Origin of the sequence: Streptomyces sp. NPDC006610 (assembly GCF_040611575.1) — a bacterium.
GTDB lineage: Bacteria > Actinomycetota > Actinomycetes > Streptomycetales > Streptomycetaceae > Streptomyces.
Genome location: NZ_JBEXOP010000024.1, coordinates 49,001 through 75,521, shown reverse-complemented (window position 1 = coordinate 75,521; position 26,521 = coordinate 49,001). Strand labels below are relative to the sequence as shown.

Here is a 26,521-nt window from a genome sequence, read left to right as displayed (position 1 = left end):
GCGCACCCCAGGGGTGTGATAACGGAACAGAAACGTCACTGTCAGGCAAAAGCCGCAGGTCAGCAATGTGCGCGCAGCAAAACCGCAAGAGTGCGGACATCACGGCGCAATGGGACAGATGTCCAGCTCTGGGCAGGAGATCACCGTCCGATTCCTTCAAGACGCCCGCCGCCCGCCCTTCCTACCGTGACGGCATGACTCCACGTTTCGACGCCATCGGTCTGGTGGTCTCCGACATGGCCGCCTCCGTCGCCTTCTACCGCCGTCTCGGGTTCGCCTTCCCGGAAGGGTCCGAGGACCAGCCGCACGCGGAGGCGGCGCTGCCCGGCGGGGGCCGGCTGCTGCTGGACACCGAGGACACCGTCCGCTCCTTCCACCCCGGCTGGCGGCCCCCGGACGCCGGCTCCCGGTCCGCGATCGCGCTGCGCTGCGCGGGGCCCGCGGAGGTCGACGCGGTGTACGAGGAGATGGTGGGCGCGGGGCACCACGGCGAGCTGAAGCCGTGGGACGCGTTCTGGGGGCAGCGGTACGCCGTCCTGCACGACCCCGACGGCAACGGCGTCGACCTGTTCGCCCCGCTGCCGTCAGCCCCGCAGTAGCTCGCCCAGCGTGACGCCCGCCAACTGCCGGACCTCGCGCGCCAGATGGGCCTGGTCGGCGTAGCCGCACCGGGCCGCCGTGTCGGCGTGGGGAGCGCCGGAGCGGGCGAGGGCGAGGGCCCGCTGCAGACGCAGCACACGGGCCAGGGTCTTGGGGCCGTAGCCGAAGGCGTGCAGCGCGCGGCGGTGCAACTGCCGTGCGCTCAGGCCGAGTCGGTCGGCGGTCGCGGCGACCGGGCGGCCCGCGTCGAGGGCGGCGACGACCTGCCGCAGCAGGGGGTCGGGCGGCCCGGACTCGGTCGCCAGGTCCACGGCGAGGGCGTCCAGGCCCGCGGCGGGGTCGGCGGCGGCGTTCACCCGGTCCGTCAGCCGCCGCACCCGCGCGGCCGGCCACAGGTCGGCCAGTTCCACCCGGCGGTCGCGCAGGGCGTGTGCCGGGACGCCGAGCAGGCCGGGCGCCGTGCCCGGGTGGAAGCGGACGCCCGCCCAGGGGCCGGCCGCGCCGTCGGTGAGGTACGCACGCGTGTCCGGGCCGGCGACCAGCAGCCGGCCGTCGTGCCACAGCAGGTCCATGCAGCCGTCGGGCAGGACCCGCCCGGCGCCGGGCCCGGCAGGTGTGTGCGTCCACACCACCGCCCCGGCCAGCCGCGAGGCCCGTTCCGCGTACATGCGGCCCAGGTTACGACGGGTGGCGGCGAGCCGTACGGCGTGAACCGTCCCACCCTTCGCTTGGCGGCCTTCACCCGGGGTAACCGGGAAGTCTTCCGGTCTGCCGGGACGAACCCCACGGAGGCTCGAGACAGCCGAAGAGAGCGGGCGGGGCGGCGTACGAGGCGGCCGAGCCCCGCAGACCGGCCCGCAGACCGACCGGACACAGACGCGAAGGGACACCAGCCATGGGAGTACGCCAGGGGCACGGCGGCCGGGAACTCGGCGATCTGGAACCGGGCACGCGTCAGCGCGCCCAGTTGCGCGCGCGCGTCACCGACATCGCCCTGACGGCGCTGTGCGCGGTGCTCGCGCTGTGGGCGGCGTGGAGCGTCGTCGGCGCGGTGCGCGGCACACAGGGGTGGGCGTACAGCGGGGCGGCCTGCGCGCTGCTCGCCATCGCCGTGACCGCGCGGACGGTGGGCCCGCTGCGCCGTGGCACCCGGGCGGGGCGGTAGGGCCGGCTGGGGTGCCGACGGGGCGGGGCCGGGACACCGGGGCCGGACGGCGATCTGTGGTGCGAGGGGCGGGGTGTGACGGTGGGGGACCGTGGGGAACTCGTGCCGCGTACGAACCTGCACGACGAGGAGGGAGAAGCCGGTGACCGTTCCCGAGGAGAGCCGCCGGAAGACCGACACGACCGACGAGGTGATCCGCGAGGCCGCGCCGGGCGCCGACGACGAGCGCGCCGGTGGTGAGGGGTCGACCATCAGGGAGGCCCTGCAGGACGCCGGCGTCAGGCCCGAGGACTACGAGGAGCGGGACCGCGAGGGGTCCTGACCCGCAGGGATGAGCCGCGCGGCGGTCCGGCGCGGTCCCGTGGGGCGGCCGGGGGGTTGCGACCGGCTCCGCCCCGGCCGTCCCACGGGGCCGTCGAGCCGTCAGGCCGCCGCCTGCCCGTCCACGGGGATGTCCAGCCGGCCGGCCACGGCGGTGAGGGCCTCTCCGAGCGGGAGGGCGACGCGGGTGCGGGCGTGCCGGTCGCCGCGGGTCGGGTCGCGATTGACGATCAGGACCGGCTTGCCGGCCTCGGCCGCCTGGCGGACGAAGCGCAGACCGGACATCACCGTCAGCGAGGAGCCGAGGACCAGCACGGAGGCCGCCTCGCGGACCAGGGAGCGGCAGTGCTCGACCCGCTGGGGCGGGACGTTCTCGCCGAAGAACACCACGTCCGGCTTGAGGACGCCGCCGCAGACCGCGCAGGGCACGACGCGGAAGTCCACCACCTGCGCGTCGGTGAGTTCGGCGTCGCCGTCCGGGTTGATGCCCGCGGCCACCGGCGCGAAGCCCGCGTTGGCCTCCTGCAGCCGCCGGGCCAGTTCGGCGCGCGGGCCGGGGGCGCCACAGGACAAACAGACGACCCGGCCGAGGTTCCCGTGGAGTTCCACGACGTTCTCGCTGCCGGCGGCCTGGTGCAGTCCGTCGACGTTCTGGGTGATCAGCCCCGACAGCAGGCCGTGCCGCTCGAACGCGGCCACGGCCAGGTGCCCGGCGTTGGGGCGGGCGCGGCCGAAGGTGCGCCAGCCCAGATGGCTGCGCGCCCAGTAGCGGCGGCGGGCGCCGGCGTCGGCGACGAAGTCCTGGTAGGTCATCGGAGTGTGCCGGCTCAGGCTTCCGCCCTCCCCCCGGTAGTCGGGGATGCCCGACTCCGTGGAGATGCCGGCCCCGCTGAGCACCAGCACACGGCCGGCGCGCAGCGCGTCGGCGACCGGCTCCAGGTCCGTGGTGGCCGGCGGCAGGTCCTCGTCGGGGGTCCAGCTCAGGGTGGGGCGCATGCGCATGCCGCCAGCGTACGGAACCGCGGCCCGGCGAGGGCCCCGCTCCCCACCGGCTCGCCCCGGTGCCGGGCGCGCTGTCGGCGGGCGGGTGGTCTTGAGGGCGGCACCACGGCGGCGGAGCCGGTCCCCCTGCTCGGGCACCGGCCCCGCTGCCGGGCGGGCCTCCCGCGTGCGTGGTCCTCGGAGCCGACGCCACGGAGACCGGGCGAGGCTGCCCGGTGAAGCCCGGCAAGGCCCGGCGACGCCCGGTCGAGCCCGGTGAGGCCCCTACTCGGCCACCGCCCCCGCCGTCGGGTGCGCCGCCCGCGTCCGGTGCTCCTGGGGGCTCACGCCGTACCGCCGTTTGAACGCGGTCGACAGGGCGAAGGCGCTGCTGTAGCCGACGCGGCGGGCGATGGCCTCCAGGGTGTCGCCGGTGTCGCGCAGCCGGTCCGCGGCCAGGGCGAGGCGCCAGGCGGTGAGGTGGGTCATCGGGGGTTCGCCGACCAGGTCGGTGAAGCGGCGGGCGAGCGCGGCCCGGGAGACGCCGGTCCCGGCGGCGAGGGACGCCACGGTCCAGGGGCGGGCGGGGTCGTCCTGGAGCAGGCGCAGGGCGCGGCCCACGATCGGGTCGGACAGCGCCCGGTACCAGGCGGGCGCCGCCGCCTCGGGGCGCGCGAACCAGGCACGCAGCGCGGCGATGACCAGCAGGTCGAGCAGCCGGTCCAGGACCACCTCCTGGCCGGGTTCGTCACGGGTGATCTCCTCCATGAGGACGGGGGTCAGCGGGCAGCGCCAGGCGTCCGCGGTCAGGCTCAGCAGCGGCGGAAGGGCCTCCAGCAGCGGGGCTCCGATCTCGCCGGGCCACAGGTAGGAGCCGATCAGCATGACCGCGGAGCCGTCGAGCCGGTCGCCCCAGGTGCGCACGCCGAGGTCCATGGAGCCACGCAGGGACGTCCCGTCGGGGTAGCGGCACTCGTCGCCCGGCAGGATCAGGGCCTGGGGGGCGGTGGCGGGGTCGTCGGCGCAGGTGTAGGGGTCTGGGCCGCGCGCGATGGCGACGTCGCCGGGGCGCAGTCGTACGGGCTCCGCGGTGTCCGGGAGGAGCCAGGCGTCACCGCGCACCATCAGCATCACCGACAGCGGGGCGCGGTCCTCGACGCGCACGGCCCACGGCGGTTCCAGACACGCCCGGATCAGGAAGGCGCCCCGCGCGCGGGGGCCCGCCAGCAGGCCTGCGAGAGCGTCCATGGCAGAAGCGTAGACGCGCGCGTATGCGGGTGAGCCGCTCGGGCATGGGCCGGTGGACGGGGCGGCGATTGACTGGGCGTCATGAGGAACACGACGGGTGAGCGGGACACAAGGGGAACGACGGGTGTGGCGGGCATGACGGTGGTGGTGACCGGGGCGTCCGGTCGCAGCGGGAGCCGGGTGGCGCGGGCCGCGCGGGCGGCGGGGATGACGGTGCGGCCGGCGTCGCGGACGACGGGCTTCGACTGGGCGGACCGGTCCACCTGGGCGGGCACGCTGCGCGGCGCGGACGCCGCGTATCTGGTCCACCCCGGGGACGTCGGCTCCCCGGCGGCGGCCGAGGGCGTGGGGCTGCTCGCGCGGGAGGCGGTCGCGCTGGGGGTACGGCGGCTGGTGCTGCTGTCGGCGCGCGGGGAGGACCAGGCGCTGCCGGCCGAGGAGGCGCTGCGCGGGTCCGGCGCCGAGTGGACGGTCGTACGGGCGGCGTGGTTCGCGCAGAACTTCAGCGAGGGACCGCTGGTGGAGGGGTTGCGGCTGGGTGGGGAGCTGGCCTTTCCCGGGGGTGCGGTGCGGGAGCCGTTCGTGGATCTGGCGGACGTCGCGGACGTGGTCGTCGGGGTGCTGGCAGGGGGCGGACGGTATGCGGGGCGGGTGCTGGAGGTGTCGGGGCCGCGGCTGCTGACGTTCGGTGAGGCGGTGGCGGAGATCGGTGCGGCGGCGGGGCGGGAGCTGTCGTACGTGCCGGTTCCGGTGCGGGAGTACGGGGAGCGGCTGGCCGGGTTCGGGGTGCCGCCGCGGGAGGTGGAGCTGCTCGTGGACGTGTTCGCGACGCTGCTCGACGGGCGCAACGAGCGGCTGTCGGACGGGGTGGAGCGGGTGCTGGGCCGCGCGCCCCGGGACTTCGCCGCGTTCGCCGCCGAGGCCGCCGCGGCGGGCGTGTGGGCTACTCCTGCGGCGGCCGGGACTCCCCGTTCGTCTTCTGCGGCGGGTTCTTGACCTGGGCGCGCAGCCGGGACGTGACGTCCTCCGGGGGCAGGAAGCGGGACCAGCGCTCGGGGAACTCCGACGGCATGTCGGGGTCGTCGGGGTCCGGGTCGCCCTCGCGCAGGGCGGCGGCGCGGGCGACGTACTCGGCGACCTGGGCCTGGCGGATCCGCTCGTTGGCGGCGCGGGCGGCGGCGGTGGCGGCGGCCGGCCAGACCCGGTCGATGGCGGCGTTGACGGCCGCGCCGACCAGCACGGCGAAGGCGGACACGCCGATCCACAGCAGTACGGCGACGGCGGCGGCGAGCGAGCCGTAGATGGTGGCGCCCTCGATGGTGTTCGCCAGGTAGATGCGCAGCAGGAAGCTGCCGAGCACCCACATGGCGAGCGCGACCAGGGCGCCCGGGACGTCCTCCACCCAGGGCGAGCGGACCGGTACCGACACGTGGTAGAGCGTGGTGAGGAAGACGATCGACAGGACGATCACCACGGGCCAGTACAGGACCTGCACGACCGTCGTGGACCAGGGCACGACCCGCACCACGGCGTCGGGTCCGGCCACCATCAGCGGCAGCGCGACCGAGCCGATCAGCAGGGCCACGATGAACAGGGCGAACGCCACCAGCCGGGTCTTGACGATGCCGCGGACGCCGTCGAGGCCGTACATGACGGTGATGGTGTCGATGAAGACGTTCACCGCGCGGGAGCCCGACCACAGGGCGAACAGGAACCCTATGGAGACGACGTCGGGCCGGCCGCCGTTCATCACGTCGTCGAGGATCGGCTGCGCTATCTGCCGCACGCCCTTCTCGGACAGGACCGTGCGGGACGCCTCCAGGAGGTTGGCCTCCAGGCTGGAGATGGTGTCGGTGCCGGTCAGGTCGTCGACGTAACCGAGCAGGCCGATAAGGCTGAGCAGCAGCGGCGGCACGGACAGCAGGGTGAAGAACGCGGCCTCGGCGGCGAGGCCGAGGATGCGGTACTCGATGCAGGAGTTGACGGTGTCCTTCAGCAGCAGCCAGGCGGTGCGTCGCTTGGAGACGTTCCGATAGAGGGCACGTGCCCGGTGGAGACGGCCCGGGGGGCCCGCGGGGAGATGACTTGCTGGCTGCACGAGGCAACGGTATCCGCCGCGCGGGCCCGCGCTCACCCTGGTCACTCCGGTTGTCCGGGTGACCGGGCCCGCGGGCGGGGGCCCGGTGCCTTTCGCCCGTCCGTGGGGGTAGGTTCGCAGACATGGCACGCAGCACCCACACGGTGACCAATCAGGCCCCGCCACTGGTCGGCTACGACGTCTTCGGCGCCGACCGTGCCCTCGTGGCCGCCGTCGAACGGCATCTGGATCCGGCCCTGCTGGACGAGGCGATGAGCGAGCTGGGCGCCCTGGGGCGGACCTCGGGCTCGGCGCAGGTGCAGGAGTGGGGCGCCCTGGCCAACGCCAACCCTCCGGTCCTGCGCACCCACGACCGCTACGGCAACCGGATCGACGAGGTGGAGTTCCACCCGGCGTGGCACCGGCTGCTGGGCAAGGGCGTGTCGGCCGGGCTGACCGCGGCCTGGGGGCGGCCCGGCGGTCATGTGCGGCGGGCGGCCGGGTTCCTGGTGTGGACGCAGGTCGAGGCCGGCAACGGCTGCCCGCTGTCGATGACCCACGCGGCGGTGCCCGCCCTGCGCGCGGACCCGGACCTCGCGGCCGAGTGGGAGCCGCGGCTGACGTCGATGATCTACGACCGTGATCTGCGGCCGGCGCCCGCCAAGGCCGGCGTGCTGTTCGGGATGGGGATGACGGAGAAGCAGGGCGGCAGCGACGTGCGGGCCGGCACGACCGTCGCCCGGCCGCTCGCCGAGGCCGGGACGTACGAGCTGACCGGGCACAAGTGGTTCTGCTCGGCGCCGATGTCCGACGGCTTCCTGGTGCTGGCGCAGGCCCCGGAGGGGCTCACCTGCTTCCTGGTGCCGCGGGTGCTGCCGGACGGCACGCGGAACGTGTTCCTGATCCAGCGGCTCAAGGACAAGCTCGGCAACCGGTCGAACGCCTCCGCCGAGGTCGAGTTCGACGGCACCTGGGCGCGCCGGGTCGGCGAGGAGGGGCGCGGGGTGCGGACCATCATCGAGATGGTCGCGGCCACCCGGCTGGACTGCGCGTTGGGCTCGGCGGGGCTGATGCGGCAGGCGGTCGCGCAGGCCGTGCACCACTGCGAGCACCGCTCGGCGTTCGGCGGGAAGCTGATCGACAAGCCGCTGATGCGCAACGTTCTGGCCGATCTCGCGCTGGAGTCGGAGGCGGCGACGACACTGGCGCTGCGGCTGGCCGCCGCCTACGACGACGGGAGCGAGCAGGAGCGGGCCTTCCTGCGCCTCGCGGTGCCGGCCGCGAAGTACTGGGTGACCAAGCGGTGCGCGCCCGTGGTGGTGGAGGCCGCCGAGTGCCTGGGCGGCAACGGCTACGTGGAGGAGTCGGGGCTGCCCCGGCTGGTGCGCGAGTCGCCGCTGAACTCGGTGTGGGAGGGCGCGGGCAACGTCCAGGCGCTGGACGTGCTGCGGGCGCTGGGGCGGGAGCCGCAGGCGCTGGACGCCTACCTGCGCGAGGTCGGCCTGGCTCGGGGCGCCGACCACCGGCTGGACGCGGCGATCAAGGGGCTGCTGACCGAACTGGCCGATCTGGAGGGCGTGGAGGCCCGCGCGCGGCGGCTGGTCGAGCGGCTGGCGACGGTGCTGCAGGGCTCGCTGCTGGTGCGGTTCGCGCCCGCCGAGGTGGCCGACGCGTTCTGCGCCTCGCGGCTGGGCGGCGACTGGGGCGCGGCGTTCGGGACGCTGCCGCACACCCTGGACCTGGCGTCGGTGGTGGAGCGGGCGCGGCCGGTCGCCGGCTGACCGGGAGCACGCCGACAGGGGTGGTGCTGCGCCGACACGGCACCACCCCTGCCACCACTGGCCCGTTGAGGCCACGAGCGCCGCACGGGCGACGCCGGTCAATCTTCAAACAACGTACGGCTGTTCACCAGGGTTGCAGGGGGTTGCAACTTTCCGGTCTCGGTGACCGGACTGTGTCCCTCCGTGACGGACGGGCGGCAGTATGGGACAACCAATGGGGAAGCGACCGGAATGAGACGCCCCCCGGCCTTGACAGCCGGTCGCACAACTGGCCGATCCCGGGAGGACCTTGTGCCGCAGACGCCGCTGGACGTGTCGCAGCTCGCCGCCGTCGACGCCACGCGGGCGGCGCGCATGGTCCGGGAGATGCGCGACGCCGCCCTCGCCGGACGACGCTCACGGCCGGGTCCGCGCCCGGTGATCGAGCAGTCCTGGGACCGGATGCTGCGCGGCGGGGTCGACCCCGAGCGCGGGGCGCGGTCGAGACTGCTGACGCCGGACGAGGTGCGGCGGCGGCGCGAGGAGTCGCCGCTGCGGCATGTGCTGCCGGTGCTCAGGGAGGGGCTGGTCTCGGTCGCGGACGCCGCGCACCACATCATGGTCGTGGCCGACGCGGACGGCAGGGTGCTGTGGCGCGAGGGCAGTTCGGCGGTGCTGCGGCAGGCGGACGGGCTCGGGTTCATGCTCGGCGCCGACTGGCGGGAGAGCGTCGTCGGGACCAACGGGGTGGGGACGGCGGCGGTGCTGCGCCGGCCCGTGCAGGTCTTCGCCGGCGAGCACTTCCTGCGCGCGCACGCCTCGTGGACCTGCGCCGGGGCGCCCATCACGGACCCGCGCGACGGTCGGCTGCTCGGCGTGGTCGACGTCAGCGGCCCGCTGGAGACGGTGCATCCGGCCACGCTGGCCTGGGTGGACTCGGTGGCCAAGCTCGCCGAGGCGCGGCTGCGGGAGCGGCACCTGGCGTCGTTGGAGCGGCTGCGCGCGGTGGCCGCCCCGGCGCTGGCCCGGCTGGCGGGGCGGGCGCTGGCGGTGGACCGGGACGGCTGGACGGCGGCGGTGACGGGGATGCCGTACACCGACCGGGTGGCGATGCCCAAGTCGCTGACGCCGGGGCGGCGATGGGTGCCCGGGCTGGGGGTGTGCGCGGTGGAGCCGCTGGCCGAGGGGTGGCTGGTGCGGCCGACGGACGAGCCGCTGCCGGGCGGTTCCACCCGGATCGTGCTGGACCTCGCGCAGCCGCGCCGCTGTTCGGTGACGGTCTCGGGCAGCGCGGGTTCCTGGACCCACGAGATGAGCCCGCGCCACAGCGAGCTGCTGTTCCTGCTCGCCGAGCACCGCGAGGGCCGCACCGCCGCGCAGCTCGCCGCCGACATGTTCGGCGACCCGGCCCGTACGGTGACGGTGCGGGCCGAGATCTCGCGGGTGCGGCGGTATCTCGGGGGGTTCCTGGAACACCGGCCGTATCGTTTCTGCGACGCCGTCGACATCGCGGTCGTCCTTCCGGCGGACCCTCGGGAGCTGCTGCCCCACTCGACGGCCCCCGCGGTGCGCAGGGCCCGGACCGCCGCGCCGGTATGACCGGGTGATCGTACGGGGAGCGCGCAGGGGCGCGCGTATGGGGCGTACGGGTACGGGCCGGAGTCTTCGGCATATTTGCGCAGTCCGCGTCCGCGACCGTATACGTCTGCCGTAGCATCGCCCTACGGGCCGCCCCACCTGTTCCTCGGTTCAACACTCGAACCGTCGGGCGCAGTTGGCCCGCACCGGGAGGACGAGGTCATGAAGCATCGCGGCAGACACCGTCGGCGCAGGCGCGGCCGGGCCCTGCGCGCGACCCTGGCCGGGACCGCGCTCGCGCTCACCGCGGCGGCCACCCTGATCAGCGCCTCCCAGGCCACGAACGGCACCGACCCCGGCGCCCTGCAGCCGCTGACCTCGCCCGCCGAGACGCGCGCGCTGGAACTGCGTCCGGCGTCCCTGCGGTCCGCCCCCCGGCCGGTGGCGCCCGTCGGCGTCGGCGCCGTCCTCGCGGAAGCCGACCGCACCCTGCGCAACGACGGGGAGTGCACCGGCGCCGAGCGCGCCGCGCTGCCCGTCGAGCCCGCCGCCGCTCGCGCCTGGTGCTGGGGCGAGGCCGACACCGAGGGCTGGCTGCCCGGCGCGGTCACCACCTCGGGGGACGCCGACGACGACGGCCGCTGGGGCGCCGACCGCGTGATCCTCTCCGGCTGGAGCGACGCCGAGGGCGCGGCCCGGGTCGCCTTCGTCGACGCGGGCACCCCGGGCAGGCTCGCCTACACGCTGGTGCCGCTGGTCGTGCCGACGGCACAGGGGCGGGCGTACCGGCCGCTCGAGTCACGGCTGTCCGGCATGGTCTGGTACCAGGACAAGCTGCTGGTCACCGGTGGCGACGGTGAGGCGCTGCACGTCTACGACCTGGACCGGATCGAGCGCACCGGAGTGGGCGCGGCGCGCGGCGACCGGTTCGTGCTGTCCGCCGTCGCCACGTACCGGCTCGGCGGGGACGCCCGGATCGGCAGCCTGTCCCTGGACCGCAGCACCACGCCGGACACCCTGGTCGCCAGCGAGTCCGTGCCGGCCGGCAGCGACCGCCCCACCCGGCTGTGGCGCTACTCCCTGCGCGAGGGCGCCTCGGGCGCCGGGCTGCTGAGCACCAGCCCGAGGGATGCGTACGAGACCCGGGCGGCCGGGGTGCGGGGCGTGCTCGCGCGCGGGTCCGACTGGTACCTGGCGCGCGCGGCCGACGGGCACGACGGCAACGGCACGCTGTGGCGGCAGGACGCCGAGGGGGCGCGGGCGGCGCGCTGCGGGACCGACGAGACGTATCTGTGCTGGAGCGGCCCCGCGCAGCCGCTGTCGTACTGGGCCGAGACGGGCGAGGTCTGGTCCCAGTCGGGGCGGATGCTGTTCTCTCTGCCGCTGGCCAGGATCGACAGGTCGCTGGGATAGATGATTCTCTGACCGGTATGACCAACATTCCCGTGACCACCTGGTCCCTGGAGCAGACCGCGCCGAGCGACCTGCTGCCGGCCGCCGCACCCGAGGGCGACGTGCGGATCGTGCGCGCCGAGGTGCCCTCCCCGGAGCTGAGCCGCTACCTCTACGCCTCGGTCGGCGGCGACATCCGCTGGACCGACCGGCTGGGCTGGACGTACGCGCGGTGGCGGGAGTACCTGGAGCGGCCGGGTGTGGAGACCTGGGTGGCGTACGACCGGGGCACGCCCGCGGGCTACGTGGAGCTGGAGGCGCAGGACGAGGGCGCGGTGGAGATCGTCTACTTCGGCCTGATTCCGGCCTTCCGCGGCCGGCGCATCGGCGGGCACCTGCTGTCGTACGGGACCGCGCGCGCCTGGGACCTCGCCGAGCGGTGGCCCGGGCTGACGCCGACCAAGCGGGTCTGGCTGCACACCTGCACCAAGGACGGCGAGCACGCGCTGGCGAACTACCGGCGCCGGGGCTTCACCCTGTTCGACACCAAGGTCGAGGAGGAGACGGACGCGCCGACGCCGGGCCCGTGGCCGGGCGCCTACCCCGTCTGACCTGCTACGACAAGACGGCGTTCACGCCATGTGACCGACACCACCCTTGTCCCGCCATGTGGGACAAGGGTGTCCGCATCGCGGACGAAGCTGGACTGTGTTCAGATCGGCGTGACACGCTGCCGTCATGCCTGGAACTGGAATTGCCTTGGTGAGTCGGCGGCACGTCGACCTCGGCCGCATGTCCAGCGCCATCTGTCCGGCGAGCTGAGCTGCGCCCATCGGTGGCTCTGAGCCACGGGCCCGCATCGCCGTAACCCGCGTACAGCCTCCCTGCGCAATGACGCGCACGTATGCCTCCATGCGCCCGTATGCGCTGGTCAGAGCCGCATTCCCGCCTGTCCCGAAGGACGTAGAAACCATGGCCGCCAACCCGCAGAACCCTGCCGCCGCGACTCCCCGCCGCAAGGTGAGCCGTCACCGCGGCGAGGGCCAGTGGGCCGTGGGTCACTTCACCCCCCTCAACGGCAACGAACAGTTCAAGAAGGACGACGACGGTCTCAATGTGCGGACACGCATTGAGACGATCTACTCCAAGCGCGGTTTCCACTCCATCGACCCCAACGACCTGCGCGGGCGGATGCGCTGGTGGGGCCTGTACACCCAGCGCAAGCCCGGCATCGACGGCGGCAAGACGGCCGTGCTGGAGCCGGAGGAGCTGGACGACGAGTACTTCATGCTGCGCGTCCGCATCGACGGCGGCCGGCTCACCACCGAGCAGCTGCGGGTGATCGGCGAGATCTCCCAGGAGTTCGCGCGCGGCACCGCCGACATCACGGACCGGCAGAACGTCCAGTACCACTGGATCCGGATCGAGGACGTGCCCGAGATCTGGAACCGCCTGGAGGCGGTCGGCCTGTCCACCACCGAGGCATGCGGCGACACACCCCGTGTGATCATCGGTTCGCCGGTCGCGGGCATCGCCGAGGACGAGATCATCGACGGCACCCCGGCCATCGAGGAGATCCACCGCCGGGTCATCGGCAACAAGGCGTTCTCCAACCTGCCCCGCAAGTTCAAGTCCGCGATCTCCGGCTCCCCGCTGCTGGACGTGGCGCACGAGATCAACGACGTCGCCTTCGTCGGCGTGGTCCACCCCGAGCACGGTCCCGGCTTCGACCTGTGGGTCGGCGGCGGTCTGTCCACCAACCCCAAGATCGGCGTCCGGCTCGGCGCCTGGGTCCCGCTGGCCGAGGTCCCGGACGTCTACGAGGGCGTCATCTCCATCTTCCGCGACTACGGCTACCGCCGGCTGCGCAACCGCGCCCGGCTGAAGTTCCTGGTCGCCGACTGGGGCCCGGAGAAGTTCCGCCAGGTGCTGGAGGACGAGTACCTGGGGCGGGGGCTCGTCGACGGCCCCGCGCCCGCCCAGCCCGTCGAGCGCTGGCGGGACCATGTCGGCGTGCACCGTCAGCAGGACGGCCGCTTCTACGTCGGCTTCGCCCCGCGCGTCGGCCGCGTCGACGGCGCCACCCTCACGAAGATCGCCGAGCTGGCCGAGGCGCACGGCTCGGGCCGGGTGCGCACCACCGTCGAGCAGAAGATGATCGTCCTCGACGTCGAGGAGTCGCGGGTCGACTCCCTGGTCGAGGGCCTGGAAGCGCTGGACCTCACGGTCAGCCCCTCCCCGTTCCGGCGCGGCACCATGGCCTGCACCGGCATCGAGTACTGCAAGCTCGCCATCGTCGAGACCAAGGCACGCGGCTCCGCGCTGATCGACGAGCTGGAGCGCCGCATCCCGGACTTCGACGAGCCCATCACCATCAACCTCAACGGCTGCCCCAACGCCTGCGCCCGTATCCAGGTGGCGGACATCGGTCTCAAGGGTCAGCTGGTCCTGGACGACCGCGGCGAACAGGTCGAGGGCTACCAGGTGCACCTGGGCGGCGCACTCGGCCTGGAGGCCGGCTTCGGCCGCAAGGTGCGCGGTCTGAAGGTCACCTCCGAGGAACTGCCCGACTACGTGGAACGGGTCCTCAAGCGCTACCGGGCCGAGCGTGAGGAGGGCGAACGTTTCGCCGCCTGGGTGGCCCGCGCCTCCGAGGAGGCCCTGTCATGAGCGAACGCGCCGCGCCCTTCTACTGCCCCTACTGCGGCGACGAGGACCTGCGGCCGAGCGAGGAGGGCCCGGGCTCCTGGGAATGCGGGGCGTGCAGCCGCGCCTTCCGCCTGAAGTTCCTCGGACTGCTGGCCCGCGGGCCCCGGCACGACACCACGGGAGGGGACGAGACATGACGACGGTTCAGGACCGGCACACCGGCGCCGACCTCAAGGCGCTCGCCGAGCGGGCGGGACGCGACCTGGAGGACGCCTCCGCGCTGGAGATCCTCCAGTGGGCGGCCGACACCTTCGGCCGGCGCTTCTGCGTCACCTCCTCGATGGAGGACGCCGTCGTCGCCCATCTCGCCTCCCGGGTGATGAAGGGCGTCGACGTGGTGTTCCTCGACACGGGCTACCACTTCGAGGAGACCATCGGCACCCGCGACGCGGTCGAGGCCGTGATGGACGTCAACGTCATCACCCTCACCCCCGCGCAGACGGTCGCCGAGCAGGACGCCGAGTACGGGCCCAAGCTGCACGACCGCGACCCCGACCTGTGCTGCTTCCTGCGCAAGGTCAAGCCGCTGGAGCAGGGCCTCGCCCGCTTCGACGCCTGGGCGACGGGGCTGCGCCGCGACGAGTCCCCGACCCGGGCCAACACCCCGGTCGTCGCCTGGGACGAGAAGCGGCAGAAGGTGAAGATCTCCCCGATCGCCCGCTGGACCCAGGACGACGTGGACGCCTACGTCACCGAGCACGGCGTGCTCACCAACCCGCTGCTCATGGACGGCTACGCCTCCATCGGCTGCGCCCCCTGCACCCGCCGGGTCCTGGAGGGCGAGGACGCCCGCGCCGGCCGCTGGGCGGGGCGGGGCAAGACCGAGTGCGGGCTGCACGGATGACGGCCGCCGAGGCTGCGCGCACGGCGTCCGCGGCCGCGCCCGTCACCGCCGTCCACCATGCGAACACTGCGACCCAGGAGACACACGTGACGACCGGAGCCACCGTCTGGCTCACGGGTCTGCCGAGCGCCGGCAAGACCACGATCGCCTACGAGCTGGCCGGCCGGCTGCGCGCGGAGGGCCACCTCGTCGAGGTGCTCGACGGCGACGAGATCCGCGAGTTCATCTCGGCGGGCCTCGGCTTCAGCCGCGAGGACCGGCACACCAACGTGCAGCGCATCGGCTTCGTCGCCGAGCTGCTCGCCCGCAACGGCGTCAAGGTGCTGGTGCCGGTGATCGCGCCGTACGCCGACAGCCGCGACGCGGTACGCAAGCGGCACCAGGCGAACGGCACCGGGTACCTCGAGGTGCACGTGGCCACGCCGGTCGAGGTGTGCTCCGTGCGCGATGTGAAGGGGCTGTACGCCAAGCAGGCCGCGGGCGAGCTGACCGGGCTGACCGGGGTGGACGACCCGTACGAGGAGCCCGAGACGCCCGACCTGCGCATCGAGTCGCAGCACCAGACCGTCCAGGAGTCCGCCGCCGCGGTGTACGCCCTGCTCAGCGAAAGGGGACTGGCATGACGACGACCGTCGCCACGGTCGGGGAGGGTACGGACACGCCGTACGCCCTCTCGCACCTCGACGCCCTCGAGTCCGAGGCGGTGCACATCTTCCGCGAGGTGGCGGGCGAGTTCGAGCGGCCGGTGATCCTCTTCTCCGGCGGCAAGGACTCGATCGTCATGCTGCATCTGGCGCTGAAGGCGTTCGCGCCGGCGGCGATCCCGTTCTCGCTGCTGCACGTGGACACCGGGCACAACTTCCCCGAGGTCCTCGACTACCGCGACCGCACGGTGGCCCGGCACGGGCTGCGCCTGCACGTCGCGTCCGTGCAGGACTACATCGACCGCGGTGTGCTGCGTGAGCGCCCCGACGGGACCCGCAACCCGCTGCAGACGCTGCCGCTGACGGAGAAGATCCAGAGCGAGAAGTTCGACGCCGTGTTCGGCGGCGGGCGCCGCGACGAGGAGAAGGCGCGGGCCAAGGAGCGGGTGTTCTCGCTGCGGGACGAGTTCTCGCAGTGGGACCCGCGCCGCCAGCGGCCCGAGCTGTGGAACCTCTACAACGGCCGCCACGCTCCCGGTGAGCACGTCCGCGTGTTCCCGCTGTCCAACTGGACCGAGCTGGACGTGTGGCAGTACATCGCCCGCGAGGGCATCGAGCTGCCCGACATCTACTACGCGCACGAGCGTGAGGTGTTCCGGCGCGGCGGGATGTGGCTGACCGCCGGTGAGTGGGGCGGGCCGAAGGAGGGCGAGACCGTCGAGAAGCGGCTCGTGCGGTACCGGACGGTGGGCGACATGTCCTGCACCGGCGCGGTCGACTCCGACGCCGACACCATCGAGAAGGTGATCGCCGAGATCGCCGCCTCCCGGCTGACCGAGCGCGGCGCGACCCGCGCCGACGACAAGCTCTCCGAGGCCGCGATGGAAGACCGCAAGCGCGAGGGGTACTTCTAACCATGAGCACGACCACGACCGAGGAGCTCTCGGCCACCACCCTGCTGCGGTTCGCCACCGCCGGCTCCGTCGACGACGGCAAGTCCACCCTCGTCGGCCGCCTGCTGCACGACTCCAAGTCGGTCCTCGCCGACCAGCTGGAGGCCGTCGAGCGGGTCTCGGCCAGCCGCGGCCAGGAGGGTCCCGACCTCGCGCTGCTCACCGACGGCCTGCGCGCCGAGCGGGAGCAGGGCATCACGATCGACGTGGCGTACCGTTACTTCGCCACGCCCAGGCGGCGGTTCATCCTCGCCGACACGCCGGGCCACGTGCAGTACACCCGCAACATGGTCACCGGCGCCTCCACGGCCGAGCTGACGGTCATCCTGGTCGACGCGCGCAACGGCGTCGTCGAGCAGACCCGCCGCCACGCCGCCATCGCCGCCCTCCTGCGCGTCCCGCACGTCGTCCTCGCCGTCAACAAGATGGACCTCGTCGGCTACCAGGAGAAGGTGTTCGCGGCGATCGCCGAGGAGTTCACGGCGTACGCCACCGAACTGGGCGTCCCCGACGTCACCGCGATCCCGATCTCCGCGCTCGAGGGCGACAACGTCGTGGAGCCGTCGGCGCACATGGACTGGTACGGCGGCCCCACCGTGCTGGAGCACCTGGAGACCGTCCCGGCCGCGCACGACCTCACGCACTGCCACGCGCGACTGCCCGTGCAGTACGTGATCCGGCCGCAGACCGCCGACCACCCCGACTACCGCGGCTACGCCGGGCAGATCGCGGCCGGCACCTTCCGCGTCGGCGAGTCCGTGACGGTCCTGCCGTCCGGGCGGGCGACGAGGATCGCCGGCATCGACCTGCTGGGCGAGCCGGTCGACGTGGCGTGGACGCCGCAGTCGGTGACCCTCCTGCTGGAGGACGACATCGACATCTCCCGCGGCGACCTGATCGTGCCCAGCAAGGACGCCCCGCCGACCACGCAGGACATCGAGGCGACCGTCTGCCACGTCGCCGACGCCCCGCTCACCGTCGGCCACCGGGTGCTCCTCAAGCACGGCACCCGCACCGTCAAGGCGATCGTCAAGGACATCCCCTCCCGGCTCACCCTCGACGACCTGTCCCTGCACCCGCACCCCGGACAGCTCGTCGCCAACGACATCGGCCGGGTCAAGGTCCGCACCGCCGAACCGCTCCCCGTCGACTCCTACGCCGACTCCCGCCGCACCGGCTCCTTCATCCTGATCGACCCCGCCGACGGCACCACCCTCACCGCCGGCATGGTCGGCGAGTCCTTCGCCTCCCCGGAACCCGTCCGGGACGAGACCGAGGACGACGGGTGGGACTTCTGACCACGCACCACGCCCGGGGCAGCGGGCGGAGGAGAGCGGCGCGACGCGCGCAAGGCACGCGATGCCTGCGATGTGCGTGAGGGCGCACGCGCATCGCCCGCGCGCCCTCGCCCGCCGCCCGCGCCCCCGCGCCAGCGAAGATCCGCCGACATCCCGGCCACGACCCGACAGAACGTGACCGCCGGGCCTACGAGAGGAAACCCTCCCGTGCCTGCCAGCACCGCCCTCCGCCGCGGCCTCGCGGCCGTGGCCGTCCTGCCCCTGCTCGCCCTCGCCGCCTGCGGCTACGGCTCGCAGGCCCAGGACGTGCCCGCGCAGCAGGCGATCGCCCCGGGCGCGAAGAAGACCGACGGCCTGGACTCCGTCCGCATCGGCTACTTCGGCAACCTGACCCACGCGACCGCGCTGGTCGGCCGGGAGCGGGGCTTCTTCCAGAAGGAGCTGGGGGCGACCAAGGCGGAGTACGCGACGTTCAACGCGGGTCCGTCCGAGATCGAGGCGCTGAACTCGGGGTCCGTCGACATCGGCTGGATCGGCCCCTCCCCCGCCGTCAACGGCTACCTCAAGTCGGGCGGCAAGAACCTCAGGATCGTGGGCGGTTCGGCGTCCGGCGGCGTCAGGCTGGTCGTCGACCCGGAGAAGATCAGGTCCGTCGAGGACGTCAAGGGCAAGAGGATCGCCACCCCGCAGCTCGGCAACACCCAGGACGTCGCGTTCCTGAACTGGGCGAGGGAACAGGGCTGGACGATCGACGCGGAGAGCGGCCGGGGCGACGTCTCCGTCGTGCGCACCGACAACAAGATCACCCCGGACGCCTACAGGTCCGGCTCCGTCGACGGGGCCTGGGTGCCGGAGCCGACCGCCTCCAAGCTGGTCGCCGAGGGCGCGAAGGTGCTGCTCGACGAGGCGGACCTGTGGCCGGACGGGAAGTTCGTGATCACCACCGTCGTCGTGTCGCAGACGTTCCTCCAAGAGCACCCGAAGGCCGTCGAGGCGGTGCTGCGGGCCTCCGTGCGGACCAACCGGTGGATCACCGCCCACCCCGCCGAGGCCAAGGCGTCGGCGAACCGGCAGCTGGAGGCGGACACCGGCAAGCCGCTGCCGGCCGAGGTCCTGGACCCGGCGTGGGAGTCCATCGAGGTCACCGACGACCCGCTGGCCGCCACCCTCGAAACCCAGGCGGAGCACGCGGTGAAGGCCGGACTGCTGGAGAAGACCGACCTGACCGGCATCTACGACCTCACGCCGCTGAACAGGGTGCTCGCCGCCGAGGGCGAACCCACCGTGGACGACGCCGGTCTCGGCGTCGCGTCGTAAGCCCGGATCCCCAAGACAGTTACAGGAGGTGACGACCATGGCCACCACCCTCGCCAAGGCCGCCGACGGCACCGAGACGGTCACGCACGCCGCGCGCATCGAGCACGTCTCCAAGTCGTTCGCGGGCCCCGCCGGGCAGCAGCTCGTGCTGGACGACATCAGCCTCGATGTCGCTCCCGGCGAGTTCGTCACCCTCCTCGGGGCGTCCGGCTGCGGCAAGTCCACGCTGCTCAACCTGGTCGCGGGCCTGGACCGGCCGAGCGCCGGCTCCATCACCACCGACGGCCGCCCGGCGCTGATGTTCCAGGAGCACGCGCTGTTCCCGTGGCTGACCGCCGGCAAGAACATCGAACTCGCGCTGCGGCTGCGCGGCGTGCCCAAGGCCGACCGCCGCGACCGGGCCGAGGAACTGCTCGAACTGGTCCGCCTCAAGGGCGCGTACGGCAAGCGGGTGCACGAGCTGTCCGGCGGCATGCGCCAGCGGGTGGCGATGGCCCGGGCACTGGCGCAGGACAGCAAGCTGCTGCTGATGGACGAGCCGTTCGCGGCGCTGGACGCGATCACCCGCGACGTCCTGCACGACGAGCTGACCCGCATCTGGGGCGAGACCCGGCTGTCGGTGCTGTTCGTGACGCACAACGTGCGCGAGGCGGTGCGGCTCGCGCAGCGCGTGGTGCTGCTGTCGTCCCGGCCGGGCCGGGTGGCGCGCACCTGGACGGTGGACATCCCGCAGCCGCGCCGTATCGAGGACACCGCCGTGGCGGAGCTGTCCCGAGAGATCACCGAGGAACTGCGCGAGGAGATCCGCCGCCATGGCCAGCACTGACACCCCCGCCGCCAAGGACAAGGGCGGCGCCGCGGGCGACCTCGCCGGTCTGGAGGCGGGCCTCGACGCGCTGGAGACGGTCCAGACGAGCCGTACGCCACTGCGCACGACCCTGGTCCAGAAGGTCCTGCCGCCGGTCACCGCGATCGCGCTGGTGCTGCTGGTGTGGCAGGCGCTGGTCGGGTTCGGCGTCGTCGACGACCCGAGCAGGCTGCCCTCCCCCTCCGACGTGTGGGGCGAGGTGGAGCACGCCTGGCTCCAGGGCACGCTGTTCGACTACATCTGGACCAGCGTCTCGCGCGGCCTGCTGGGCTTCCTGCTGGCGCTGGCCATCGGCACGCCGCTCGGGCTGCTGGTGGCGCGGGTGCGGTTCGTGCGGGCGGCGATCGGGCCGATCCTGTCCGGCCTGCAGTCGCTGCCGTCGGTGGCGTGGGTGCCGCCGGCCGTCATCTGGCTCGGCCTGAACAACTCGATGATGTACGCCGTCATCCTGCTCGGCGCCGTCCCCTCCATCGCCAACGGCCTGGTGTCCGGCGTGGACCAGGTGCCGCCGCTGTTCCTGCGCGCCGGGCGCACGCTGGGCGCGACGGGGCTGCGGGGCACCTGGCACATCGTGATGCCGGCCGCGCTGCCCGGCTACCTCGCCGGACTGAAGCAGGGCTGGGCGTTCTCCTGGCGGTCGCTGATGGCCGCCGAGATCATCGCCTCCTCCCCGGAACTGGGCGTGGGGCTCGGCCAGCTGCTGGAGAACGGCCGCAACACCAGCTCGATGTCGATGGTGTTCCTCGCCATCCTGCTCATCCTGATCGTCGGCATCGCCATCGACCTGCTCATCTTCAGCCCGCTGGAGCGGCGGGTGCTGCGCAGCCGCGGCCTGCTGGTCAAGGCCTGATCGAGGTACGTCATGTCCCGTCCGGTCCTCCTCGTCATCGCCCACGGCAGCCGTGACCCGCGGCACGCCGCGACCGTGCACGCCCTCGTGCAGCAGGTGCGGTCGCTGCGCCCCGGCCTGCGGATCGAGACGGGCTTCCTCGACTTCAACATCCCCTCCGTGCGGGGCGTGCTGGAGTCGCTGGCGGCCGTGGGCGTCCGGGACGTCGTCGCGCTGCCGCTGCTGCTGACCCGCGCCTTCCACGCCAAGGCGGACATCCCCGCCGTGCTGCGGGAGGCGCCGGCGCGGCTGCGAATCCGGCAGGCCGAGGTGCTCGGACCGTCGCCGCTGCTGCTGTCCGCGCTGGACCGGCGGCTGTACGAGGCCGGGCTGACGCCCGCCGACAAGTCCTCGACCGGGGTCGTGCTGGCCTCGGCGGGGTCCACCGACCCGGAGGCGATCGCAGTGATCGCAGAAATCGCGCGGGAGTGGCGGCACACCGGTTGGTGCGCCGTGCGGCCTGCGTTCGCCTCCGCATCCCTTCCGCGCACCGAGGACGCCGTGCGCCTGCTGAGGGCCCTCGGCTGCGAGCGGGTGGCGGTCGCCCCGTATGTGCTGGCGTCCGGCTTTCTGCCGGACCGCATCGCACGGGGCGCCGCCGGTGCGGACGTGCTCGCCGACGTCCTCGGACCCGCGCCGGAGGTGGCGCGGGTCCTGCTGGACCGCTACGAGGCGGCGCGGGCGCCGCTGCGGGCGGTGGTGGGGGCCTGACGACTCACGCAGTCGTGGCCGCCTGACGGCTCGCAGCCGTGGCCCGGGACAGCCGGGCTTGAGGGCTCGGGCCGTGGTGGAGGGCCGAAGGCTCAGGAGCCGGCGCAGGTGAGGTTCGCCGGCGCCGCCGAGCCGCCGCTGACCACGAACCCGAACGTGGCGCCGGCGCCGGGTGCGACGGAGCCGTTCCAGGCGGTGTTGCGGATCGTGACGGTGCCGCTGGTGCCCGTGTTCTGGCCGTTCCAGACCTGGCTGAGGGTCTGGCCGGAGGCGAGGGTCATGCCGACGCTCCAGCCGCCGAGGGCGGTGGTGGAGGTGTTCCGGACGGTCACCTCGCCCTGGTAGCCGCCGGACCAGCTGTTGACGATGCGGTGGGCGGCGGTGCAGGAGTCGCCGGTGCCGCCGGTGGATCCGCCGGTGGTGGTGCCTCCGGTGGTCGTGCCGCCGGTCGTGGTCCCGCCGGTCGTGGTCCCGCCGGTCGTGGTCCCGCCCGTCGTCGTCCCGCCGGTGGTGGTGCCACCGCTCGTGCCGCCGTCCGTCAGGGTCGGCGTGGTCCAGTCCCGCCACTGGGACAGCGAGCCCGACTTCGACGGGGCGACGCGGAACACGCCGGGTGCGCTGCCCGTCTGGCGCAGGAACTTGCCGATGCTCTGCTGCAGCGGCGTCCGCCACTCCGGCCGGACCGCGCAGTGGGTGCCGTCCTGGACGTCGGACCAGTAGGAGATGTTGCTCCCCGCGCCGAGGGCCTTGTAGACCTCCGCGCCGCCGAGGGCCGCCACGCTGCCGGAGCGCGCGCCCAGCCACTCGATGTGCGGGTTCTCCATCACGAGGAGCCCGCGCGGCGCGACCATGGCGACGATCTGGTGCGTGTCCACCGGGAGCCCGGCCGGGTTGCCCGTGTACGAGCCGAACGCGTCGCCGAGCCACGGCTGTTCGGAGTAGGCGCTGCTCAGCGGCTGGGCGCCGCTCTCCCCGGGGACGCCCCGGAAGATGTTGGTGCCGCCGCTGCCCGACTCGATCGGCATGGTCAGGGCGATGCGCTGGTCGAACGCCCCCGCCACGAACGCGCCCTTGCCGTAACGCGAGCAGCCCGTGACGCCGGTGGCGTCGGCCCGCAGGATGCCGCCGCCCGACTGCTCGATGACGTCGATGATCCGGCTCACGCCCCACGACCACGCCATCAGCAGCCCGGTGCTGCTGGAGGCGCCGTAGATGCTGTAGAAGGCGCCCTGCTTGTTGCTGCGCGGGGTGCCCTCCCGGCCGACCGTGGTGGGATCGAAGCTGACGACGGCGGCGCCGGAGGCCTTGATGGTGGCGGTGTCCGCGCCCAGCCCGCCGAGGACGACGACGGCCGGGAAGGGGCCCGTGCCGCTCGGCAGGTCGACGGTCGCCGAGAAGCTCGCGCTCCGGCCCTGGTCGGAGACGTTCACGGTGATGCCGGTGCGCGACACCGTGCCCGTGACGCTGCCGGGCTTCGCCGGCTTCTGCCCGTAGACGGACCGCTCCGCCAGCTCCCGGATCTCCGCCCGGCGGCACCGCCAGTCCGACGTGCTGGTGATGCGGGTGCCGTTCATCCGGGTGAAGGGGTCGGGCAGCTTGGAGTTGGCGGCCGGCGAGCCGGAGGACACGGCGCAGTCGGCGCCGTCGTCCTCGACGCCCGCTGCCGCCGCCGCTACGGCAACCAGCCGGTCGGCGCCCCGGTCCCGCGGGACCAGCACGGCGGCCGCCAGGCTCGCGACGGCCGCGAGGACGGCGACGGCCCATGTCCAGGGCCGATATCGAGACATGCGCATGGAGGACCTCCAGAGGCCGGGGTTGCGGGAGCGCTCCCAGGCTAGGAAGGGGTCTTGGGCATGACAACAGACCCGACAGGGCCGCGTCAGGTTGGCTCTTTCCGATCGTTCGCCGGAAGCCGAAGGGTGCGCCGCCACCAGCGACGACGAGCCTGAAATCGCTCTCGGACGACTGTCCGGAGCCCTTCCGTTCCAGAAACTTTCGGCCAGGCGGCGAAAGTTTCGACCCTCTCAGCCCGCCGCCTCCCCCGTCATCTCCACCAGCTTGACGACCGTGTTCCAGTTCCGGGTGGTGGCGATCAGGCCTTTGTTCACCCGTGGCCTGGCGAGCGCCTCGGCGAGCCTGGACCGGCCGAGGCCGTTCGGCGCGTACAGGTACAGGGCGCGGTCGCCGAGCCGGAACTCCTCGGGCCGGAAGGCCGCCTGGTCGATCTCCGCGAAGCGCGCCGCCTCGACGGGCGCGGAGAAGTACGTGACGTGGAGTTGCTTGGCCTCGAGTTCGGCGGCCGGGAAGGGGCAGGCCTCGGCGATCGCGCGCAGATAGGCGTGGCTGCGCACGATCACGTCGACCGCGAATCCGAACCGCTCCGCGATCGCCCGCTCCAGCCCGGCGGCGAGGGACTCCTCGTCGCCGTGGTCCGCGGTGAAGACGGCCTGGCCGCTCTGGAGGTGGGTGCGCACGCCGGTGTGGCCGAGACCTTCGACGAGGACGCGCAGTTCGGCCATCGGAACCTTGCGGTTGCCGCCCACGTTGATGCCGCGCAGCAGTGCCGCGTAGGTCGTCGTCATGGGGACCACCCTAGAGCCCGAGTACCCAGATAGATGTAGGGGACCGGCGGCCCGGCGTCCTCCCCAAGGGGGAGGTCAGGGGGGCCGATGAGAGGACCCGGGGGCCGGCCGCTTCACCGGACGGTACGACGCCATTCCTTTATGCGGGCCATAGCTTCGGAGAGGAAGGTGACGGCAGGGGGCTGTCACCGCTCACGAGGGGCAGCCCGTCATGGGGAACGGCAGCAACACACGCGTGCGGGGATTCGCCGCCCGGGCCGGCGGATGGAGCGCCCGGCACCGCTGGGCGGCCGTCGGGATCTGGGTGCTTTTCGTCGTTCTGGCAATGGGGCTCGGCTCGGCCGCCGGCCGGGTCGACGTCAAGGAGAGCGACCAGCTCAGCGGCGAGATACACACCGCCGCCAAGATCCTCGAGGACGCCGGGATCGAGGAGCCGGCCAGCGAGACCGTGCTCATCCAGTCGAAGGACGGCAGCGTCAAGGCCACGGACCCCGAGTTCCGGGCCGCCGTCACCGACGTCGTCGAGGCCGTGGAGGCGACCGGCGAGGTCGCCGACGTCACCACGCCGTACCAGACCAAGACCATTTCGCGGGACGGGCTCAGCGCGCTCGTCCAGTTCGACATCCGCGGGGAGTCGGACACCGCCGGCGAGCGGGTCGAGCCGGTGCTGGAGGCCGTCGAGAAGGTCCAGAAGAGCCACGAGTCGCTGCGGATCGAGGAGATCGGCGGCGCGAGCATGATGAAGACGTTCGACGACGCGTTCGGCGACGACTTCAAGCAGGCCGAGTACTCGGCCGTGCCGGTGGCCCTCGGCATCCTGCTGATCGCCTTCGGCGCGCTGGTCGCGGCGCTGCTGCCGGTGCTGCTGGCGATCACCGCGATCATGGCGACGATGGGCCTGATGGGCGTGGTCAGCCATGTGATGCCGATGAGCGACACCGCCAACTCGGTGATGCTGCTGGTCGGTCTGGCCGTCGGCGTCGACTACTGCCTGTTCTACCTGCGCCGTGAGCGCGAGGAGCGGGAGGCCGGCCGGGACGCGCAGACCGCGCTGCGGATCGCCGCCGCCACCAGCGGCCGGGCCATCGTGGTCTCCGGCGTCACGGTGATCGTGGCGATGGCGGGCATGCTGTTCACCGGGATCGCCGAGTTCGAGGCGATGGGCCTGGCGTCGCTGATGGTCGTGGGCGTCGCCATGGTCGGTTCCGTCACCGTGCTCCCGGCGCTGCTGTCGCTGCTGGGCGAGCGGGTCGAGAAGGGCAGGATTCCCTTCCTGCGCCGCCGCCGTCAGGGCACGGACAACGGCAGCCGGTTCTGGACGGCCGTGCTGAAGGGCGTGCTCGCCCGCCCGGTGATCTCCGTCGTGGTCGCGGCCGGCGCGCTGCTCGCCATCGCCGCTCCGGCACTCGGCATGAAGACCCAGAACCTCACGCTGGACCAGGAGTTCGGCGACTCGCTGCCCATCGTGCAGACCTACAACCGCGTCAACGAGGCCTTCCCGGGCGGCTCCGAGCCGGCCGAGGTGGTCGTCAAGGCCGACGACATCAACGCCCCCGAGGTGCAGTCGGCGCTCGCCGACTTCCGTGAGCAGGCGGTCAGTTCGGGCGCCTCGCAAGGCCCGGTCGAGATCAAGCTGAACGACGAGCGGAACGTCGCCTTCGTCTACGTCCCCCTGGTCGGCGGCTCCGACCTCGACAAGGCGGGCGCGAGCCTGGTCAAGCTGCGCGACGAGGTGCGGCCGGCCACCCTCGGCAAGGTCGACGGCGTCGAGGCGCCGATCACCGGTCAGGTCGCCGGGTCCCACGACTTCAACGACCAGCTGACCGGCGCGGTGGTCCCGGTGTTCGCCTTCGTCGTGGTGTTCGCCTTCCTGCTGATGCTGCTCTCCTTCCGCTCGCTGACGATCGCGGTCACCTCGATCGTGCTGAACCTGCTGTCGGTGGGCGCGGCCTACGGCATCCTGGTCGCCGTCTTCCAGCACGGCTGGGGCGCGTCCCTGGTGGGCGCGGAGGGCGTCGGCGCCATCATCAGCTGGCTGCCGCTGTTCCTCTTCGTGATCCTGTTCGGCCTGTCGATGGACTACCACGTCTTCGTGGTCTCCCGGATCCGCGAGGCGCGGCTGCGGGGCCGGACCACGCGGGACGCCATCACGCACGGCGTCGTGACCACCGCGGGCGTCGTGACCAGCGCCGCGGTGATCATGGTCGCGGTGTTCGCGATCTTCGGCACGCTGTCCATGCAGTCGATGAAGCAGATGGGCGTGGGCCTGGCGGCGGCGGTGCTGATCGACGCGACGGTCATCCGCGGTGTGCTGCTGCCGGCGGTGATGGCGCTGCTCGGCGAGCGCAACTGGTACCTGCCGAAGTGGATGAACCGCCTGCCGGACCTCACCCACGACGAGTCGGCCGAGGCCGTGATCGAGGAGCGGCGCCCGCCGGCCGTGGAGGGCGAACGGGTGGGCGTCTGACACCCGCCGGTCCCGGCACTGGTGACCTGAAAGGCCGGTGAGCCGGAGGCTCGTATGCGGCAGGGGCTCGTCGTTCCGGGGGGATCGACGAGCCCTTCGCCGTGTCCGGGGCGGCCG

General features: G+C 73.1%; 25 protein-coding genes and 1 pseudogene. 20 read left to right on the top strand and 6 right to left on the bottom strand.

Translation table 11 applies throughout. The annotated features are described in order from the left end of the window. The first annotated feature begins 194 nt into the window (after positions 1 to 194). On the top strand, positions 195 to 599 hold the full coding sequence (locus tag ABZY13_RS20395; protein ID WP_356632633.1) for a VOC family protein: 405 nt from the start codon (positions 195 to 197) through the stop codon (positions 597 to 599). On the opposite strand, the gene ABZY13_RS20390 is transcribed toward ABZY13_RS20395, so the two are convergent. Beyond that, positions 585 to 1,268, bottom strand: a complete 684-nt coding sequence (locus ABZY13_RS20390) for a helix-turn-helix transcriptional regulator (protein WP_356632630.1) — start codon at positions 1,266 to 1,268, stop codon at positions 585 to 587. The genes ABZY13_RS20395 and ABZY13_RS20390 overlap by 15 nt on opposite strands. A gap of 227 nt (positions 1,269 to 1,495) precedes the next feature. On the opposite strand from ABZY13_RS20390, the gene ABZY13_RS20385 reads away from it, so the two are divergent. After that, positions 1,496 to 1,765 carry a hypothetical protein gene (locus tag ABZY13_RS20385; RefSeq protein WP_356632628.1) on the top strand — a complete coding sequence of 90 codons (270 nt, stop codon included), beginning with the start codon at positions 1,496 to 1,498 and terminating at the stop codon, positions 1,763 to 1,765. Positions 1,766 to 1,907: 142 nt separating this feature from the next. Beyond that, positions 1,908 to 2,087 carry a hypothetical protein gene (locus ABZY13_RS20380; protein ID WP_356632626.1) on the top strand — a complete coding sequence of 60 codons (180 nt, stop codon included), beginning with the start codon at positions 1,908 to 1,910 and terminating at the stop codon, positions 2,085 to 2,087. Between the two features lie 101 nt (positions 2,088 to 2,188). On the opposite strand, the gene ABZY13_RS20375 is transcribed toward ABZY13_RS20380, so the two are convergent. Continuing rightward, positions 2,189 to 3,088 carry an NAD-dependent protein deacetylase gene (locus tag ABZY13_RS20375; RefSeq protein ID WP_356632624.1) on the bottom strand — a complete coding sequence of 300 codons (900 nt, stop codon included), beginning with the start codon at positions 3,086 to 3,088 and terminating at the stop codon, positions 2,189 to 2,191. A gap of 264 nt (positions 3,089 to 3,352) precedes the next feature. Further along, positions 3,353 to 4,315 carry an AraC family transcriptional regulator gene (locus ABZY13_RS20370; RefSeq protein WP_356632622.1) on the bottom strand — a complete coding sequence of 321 codons (963 nt, stop codon included), beginning with the start codon at positions 4,313 to 4,315 and terminating at the stop codon, positions 3,353 to 3,355. Positions 4,316 to 4,396: 81 nt separating this feature from the next. Between ABZY13_RS20370 and ABZY13_RS20365 the strand changes: the two genes are divergently transcribed. Continuing rightward, positions 4,397 to 5,311 (top strand): NmrA family transcriptional regulator, encoded by a 915-nt coding sequence (locus tag ABZY13_RS20365; protein ID WP_356632620.1) that lies wholly within the window; start codon positions 4,397 to 4,399, stop codon positions 5,309 to 5,311. On the opposite strand, the gene ABZY13_RS20360 is transcribed toward ABZY13_RS20365, so the two are convergent. After that, complete coding sequence (locus tag ABZY13_RS20360) at positions 5,259 to 6,413, bottom strand: YihY/virulence factor BrkB family protein (protein ID WP_356632618.1); 1,155 nt, start codon at positions 6,411 to 6,413, stop codon at positions 5,259 to 5,261. The genes ABZY13_RS20365 and ABZY13_RS20360 overlap by 53 nt on opposite strands. 122 nt (positions 6,414 to 6,535) lie before the next feature. Here ABZY13_RS20360 and ABZY13_RS20355 point away from each other — a divergent pair, with 122 nt between their 5' ends. From ABZY13_RS20355 to ABZY13_RS20285, 15 genes and pseudogenes are all read left to right on the top strand, one after another. Further along, on the top strand, positions 6,536 to 8,173 hold the full coding sequence (locus tag ABZY13_RS20355; protein ID WP_356632616.1) for an acyl-CoA dehydrogenase family protein: 1,638 nt from the start codon (positions 6,536 to 6,538) through the stop codon (positions 8,171 to 8,173). 291 nt (positions 8,174 to 8,464) lie between these two features. After that, positions 8,465 to 9,751: a GAF domain-containing protein gene (locus ABZY13_RS20350; RefSeq protein ID WP_356632614.1), complete on the top strand. Its 1,287-nt coding sequence runs from the start codon at positions 8,465 to 8,467 to the stop codon at positions 9,749 to 9,751. A gap of 201 nt (positions 9,752 to 9,952) precedes the next feature. Further along, the gene (locus ABZY13_RS20345; RefSeq protein WP_356632612.1) at positions 9,953 to 11,143 is read left to right on the top strand and encodes a hypothetical protein; all 1,191 of its coding nucleotides are present in this window, start codon (positions 9,953 to 9,955) and stop codon (positions 11,141 to 11,143) included. A gap of 17 nt (positions 11,144 to 11,160) precedes the next feature. Then, a complete protein-coding gene (locus tag ABZY13_RS20340; protein WP_356632610.1) occupies positions 11,161 to 11,733 on the top strand; it encodes a GNAT family N-acetyltransferase in 573 nt (190 codons plus the stop codon). A gap of 127 nt (positions 11,734 to 11,860) precedes the next feature. Next, complete coding sequence (locus ABZY13_RS20335; protein ID WP_310739661.1) at positions 11,861 to 11,944, top strand: putative leader peptide; 84 nt, start codon at positions 11,861 to 11,863, stop codon at positions 11,942 to 11,944. A gap of 150 nt (positions 11,945 to 12,094) precedes the next feature. Further along, the gene (locus ABZY13_RS20330; RefSeq protein WP_356632608.1) at positions 12,095 to 13,792 is read left to right on the top strand and encodes a nitrite/sulfite reductase; all 1,698 of its coding nucleotides are present in this window, start codon (positions 12,095 to 12,097) and stop codon (positions 13,790 to 13,792) included. Continuing rightward, a complete protein-coding gene (locus tag ABZY13_RS20325; RefSeq protein WP_356632606.1) occupies positions 13,789 to 13,968 on the top strand; it encodes a hypothetical protein in 180 nt (59 codons plus the stop codon). Before ABZY13_RS20330 ends, ABZY13_RS20325 begins: the two co-directional genes overlap by 4 nt. Beyond that, on the top strand, positions 13,965 to 14,675 hold the full coding sequence (locus tag ABZY13_RS20320; protein ID WP_356632604.1) for a phosphoadenylyl-sulfate reductase: 711 nt from the start codon (positions 13,965 to 13,967) through the stop codon (positions 14,673 to 14,675). The genes ABZY13_RS20325 and ABZY13_RS20320 overlap by 4 nt, the downstream gene beginning before the upstream one ends. A gap of 83 nt (positions 14,676 to 14,758) precedes the next feature. After that, positions 14,759 to 15,298: pseudogene (cysC, locus tag ABZY13_RS20315) on the top strand (adenylyl-sulfate kinase); the annotation flags it as partial. Continuing rightward, entirely contained in the window at positions 15,295 to 16,233 is a 939-nt protein-coding gene (gene cysD, locus ABZY13_RS20310) for a sulfate adenylyltransferase subunit CysD (RefSeq protein WP_356632602.1), read from the top strand. The pseudogene cysC and the gene cysD, both read left to right, overlap by 4 nt. A 2-nt stretch (positions 16,234 to 16,235) precedes the next feature. Continuing rightward, positions 16,236 to 17,570: a GTP-binding protein gene (locus tag ABZY13_RS20305; protein ID WP_356632600.1), complete on the top strand. Its 1,335-nt coding sequence runs from the start codon at positions 16,236 to 16,238 to the stop codon at positions 17,568 to 17,570. A 207-nt stretch (positions 17,571 to 17,777) separates the two neighbouring features. After that, positions 17,778 to 18,887 carry an aliphatic sulfonate ABC transporter substrate-binding protein gene (locus tag ABZY13_RS20300; RefSeq protein ID WP_356632598.1) on the top strand — a complete coding sequence of 370 codons (1,110 nt, stop codon included), beginning with the start codon at positions 17,778 to 17,780 and terminating at the stop codon, positions 18,885 to 18,887. A gap of 37 nt (positions 18,888 to 18,924) precedes the next feature. Further along, on the top strand, positions 18,925 to 19,713 hold the full coding sequence (locus ABZY13_RS20295; RefSeq protein WP_356632596.1) for an ABC transporter ATP-binding protein: 789 nt from the start codon (positions 18,925 to 18,927) through the stop codon (positions 19,711 to 19,713). Then, complete coding sequence (locus ABZY13_RS20290; RefSeq protein WP_356632594.1) at positions 19,700 to 20,605, top strand: ABC transporter permease; 906 nt, start codon at positions 19,700 to 19,702, stop codon at positions 20,603 to 20,605. The genes ABZY13_RS20295 and ABZY13_RS20290 overlap by 14 nt, the downstream gene beginning before the upstream one ends. 12 nt (positions 20,606 to 20,617) lie before the next feature. Then, positions 20,618 to 21,355 (top strand): sirohydrochlorin chelatase, encoded by a 738-nt coding sequence (locus tag ABZY13_RS20285; RefSeq protein ID WP_356632592.1) that lies wholly within the window; start codon positions 20,618 to 20,620, stop codon positions 21,353 to 21,355. Positions 21,356 to 21,447: 92 nt separating this feature from the next. Here ABZY13_RS20285 and ABZY13_RS20280 read toward each other — a convergent pair whose 3' ends face one another. Then, complete coding sequence (locus tag ABZY13_RS20280; RefSeq protein WP_356632590.1) at positions 21,448 to 23,148, bottom strand: cellulose binding domain-containing protein; 1,701 nt, start codon at positions 23,146 to 23,148, stop codon at positions 21,448 to 21,450. Between the two features lie 231 nt (positions 23,149 to 23,379). Then, positions 23,380 to 23,937 carry a DUF1697 domain-containing protein gene (locus tag ABZY13_RS20275; RefSeq protein ID WP_356632588.1) on the bottom strand — a complete coding sequence of 186 codons (558 nt, stop codon included), beginning with the start codon at positions 23,935 to 23,937 and terminating at the stop codon, positions 23,380 to 23,382. A 211-nt stretch (positions 23,938 to 24,148) separates the two neighbouring features. On the opposite strand from ABZY13_RS20275, the gene ABZY13_RS20270 reads away from it, so the two are divergent. Beyond that, positions 24,149 to 26,404, top strand: coding sequence for an MMPL family transporter (locus ABZY13_RS20270; protein ID WP_356632586.1), 2,256 nt, complete (start codon positions 24,149 to 24,151; stop codon positions 26,402 to 26,404). The last annotated feature ends 117 nt before the right edge of the window (positions 26,405 to 26,521 follow it).

Coding starts and splice junctions, on each gene's coding strand:
- ABZY13_RS20320 (WP_356632604.1), top strand. CDS start 13,965: ATGACGACGGTTCAGGACCGGCACACCGGCGCCGACCTCAAGGCGCTC.
- ABZY13_RS20375 (WP_356632624.1), bottom strand. CDS start 3,088: ATGCGCATGCGCCCCACCCTGAGCTGGACCCCCGACGAGGACCTGCCG.
- ABZY13_RS20305 (WP_356632600.1), top strand. CDS start 16,236: ATGAGCACGACCACGACCGAGGAGCTCTCGGCCACCACCCTGCTGCGG.
- ABZY13_RS20365 (WP_356632620.1), top strand. CDS start 4,397: ATGAGGAACACGACGGGTGAGCGGGACACAAGGGGAACGACGGGTGTG.
- ABZY13_RS20395 (WP_356632633.1), top strand. CDS start 195: ATGACTCCACGTTTCGACGCCATCGGTCTGGTGGTCTCCGACATGGCC.
- ABZY13_RS20335 (WP_310739661.1), top strand. CDS start 11,861: ATGCCTGGAACTGGAATTGCCTTGGTGAGTCGGCGGCACGTCGACCTC.
- cysD (WP_356632602.1), top strand. CDS start 15,295: ATGACGACGACCGTCGCCACGGTCGGGGAGGGTACGGACACGCCGTAC.
- ABZY13_RS20280 (WP_356632590.1), bottom strand. CDS start 23,148: ATGCGCATGTCTCGATATCGGCCCTGGACATGGGCCGTCGCCGTCCTC.
- ABZY13_RS20325 (WP_356632606.1), top strand. CDS start 13,789: ATGAGCGAACGCGCCGCGCCCTTCTACTGCCCCTACTGCGGCGACGAG.
- ABZY13_RS20275 (WP_356632588.1), bottom strand. CDS start 23,937: ATGACGACGACCTACGCGGCACTGCTGCGCGGCATCAACGTGGGCGGC.
- ABZY13_RS20285 (WP_356632592.1), top strand. CDS start 20,618: ATGTCCCGTCCGGTCCTCCTCGTCATCGCCCACGGCAGCCGTGACCCG.
- ABZY13_RS20295 (WP_356632596.1), top strand. CDS start 18,925: ATGGCCACCACCCTCGCCAAGGCCGCCGACGGCACCGAGACGGTCACG.
- ABZY13_RS20390 (WP_356632630.1), bottom strand. CDS start 1,268: ATGTACGCGGAACGGGCCTCGCGGCTGGCCGGGGCGGTGGTGTGGACG.
- ABZY13_RS20370 (WP_356632622.1), bottom strand. CDS start 4,315: ATGGACGCTCTCGCAGGCCTGCTGGCGGGCCCCCGCGCGCGGGGCGCC.
- ABZY13_RS20385 (WP_356632628.1), top strand. CDS start 1,496: ATGGGAGTACGCCAGGGGCACGGCGGCCGGGAACTCGGCGATCTGGAA.
- ABZY13_RS20290 (WP_356632594.1), top strand. CDS start 19,700: ATGGCCAGCACTGACACCCCCGCCGCCAAGGACAAGGGCGGCGCCGCG.
- ABZY13_RS20340 (WP_356632610.1), top strand. CDS start 11,161: ATGACCAACATTCCCGTGACCACCTGGTCCCTGGAGCAGACCGCGCCG.
- ABZY13_RS20345 (WP_356632612.1), top strand. CDS start 9,953: ATGAAGCATCGCGGCAGACACCGTCGGCGCAGGCGCGGCCGGGCCCTG.
- ABZY13_RS20355 (WP_356632616.1), top strand. CDS start 6,536: ATGGCACGCAGCACCCACACGGTGACCAATCAGGCCCCGCCACTGGTC.
- ABZY13_RS20270 (WP_356632586.1), top strand. CDS start 24,149: ATGGGGAACGGCAGCAACACACGCGTGCGGGGATTCGCCGCCCGGGCC.
- ABZY13_RS20330 (WP_356632608.1), top strand. CDS start 12,095: ATGGCCGCCAACCCGCAGAACCCTGCCGCCGCGACTCCCCGCCGCAAG.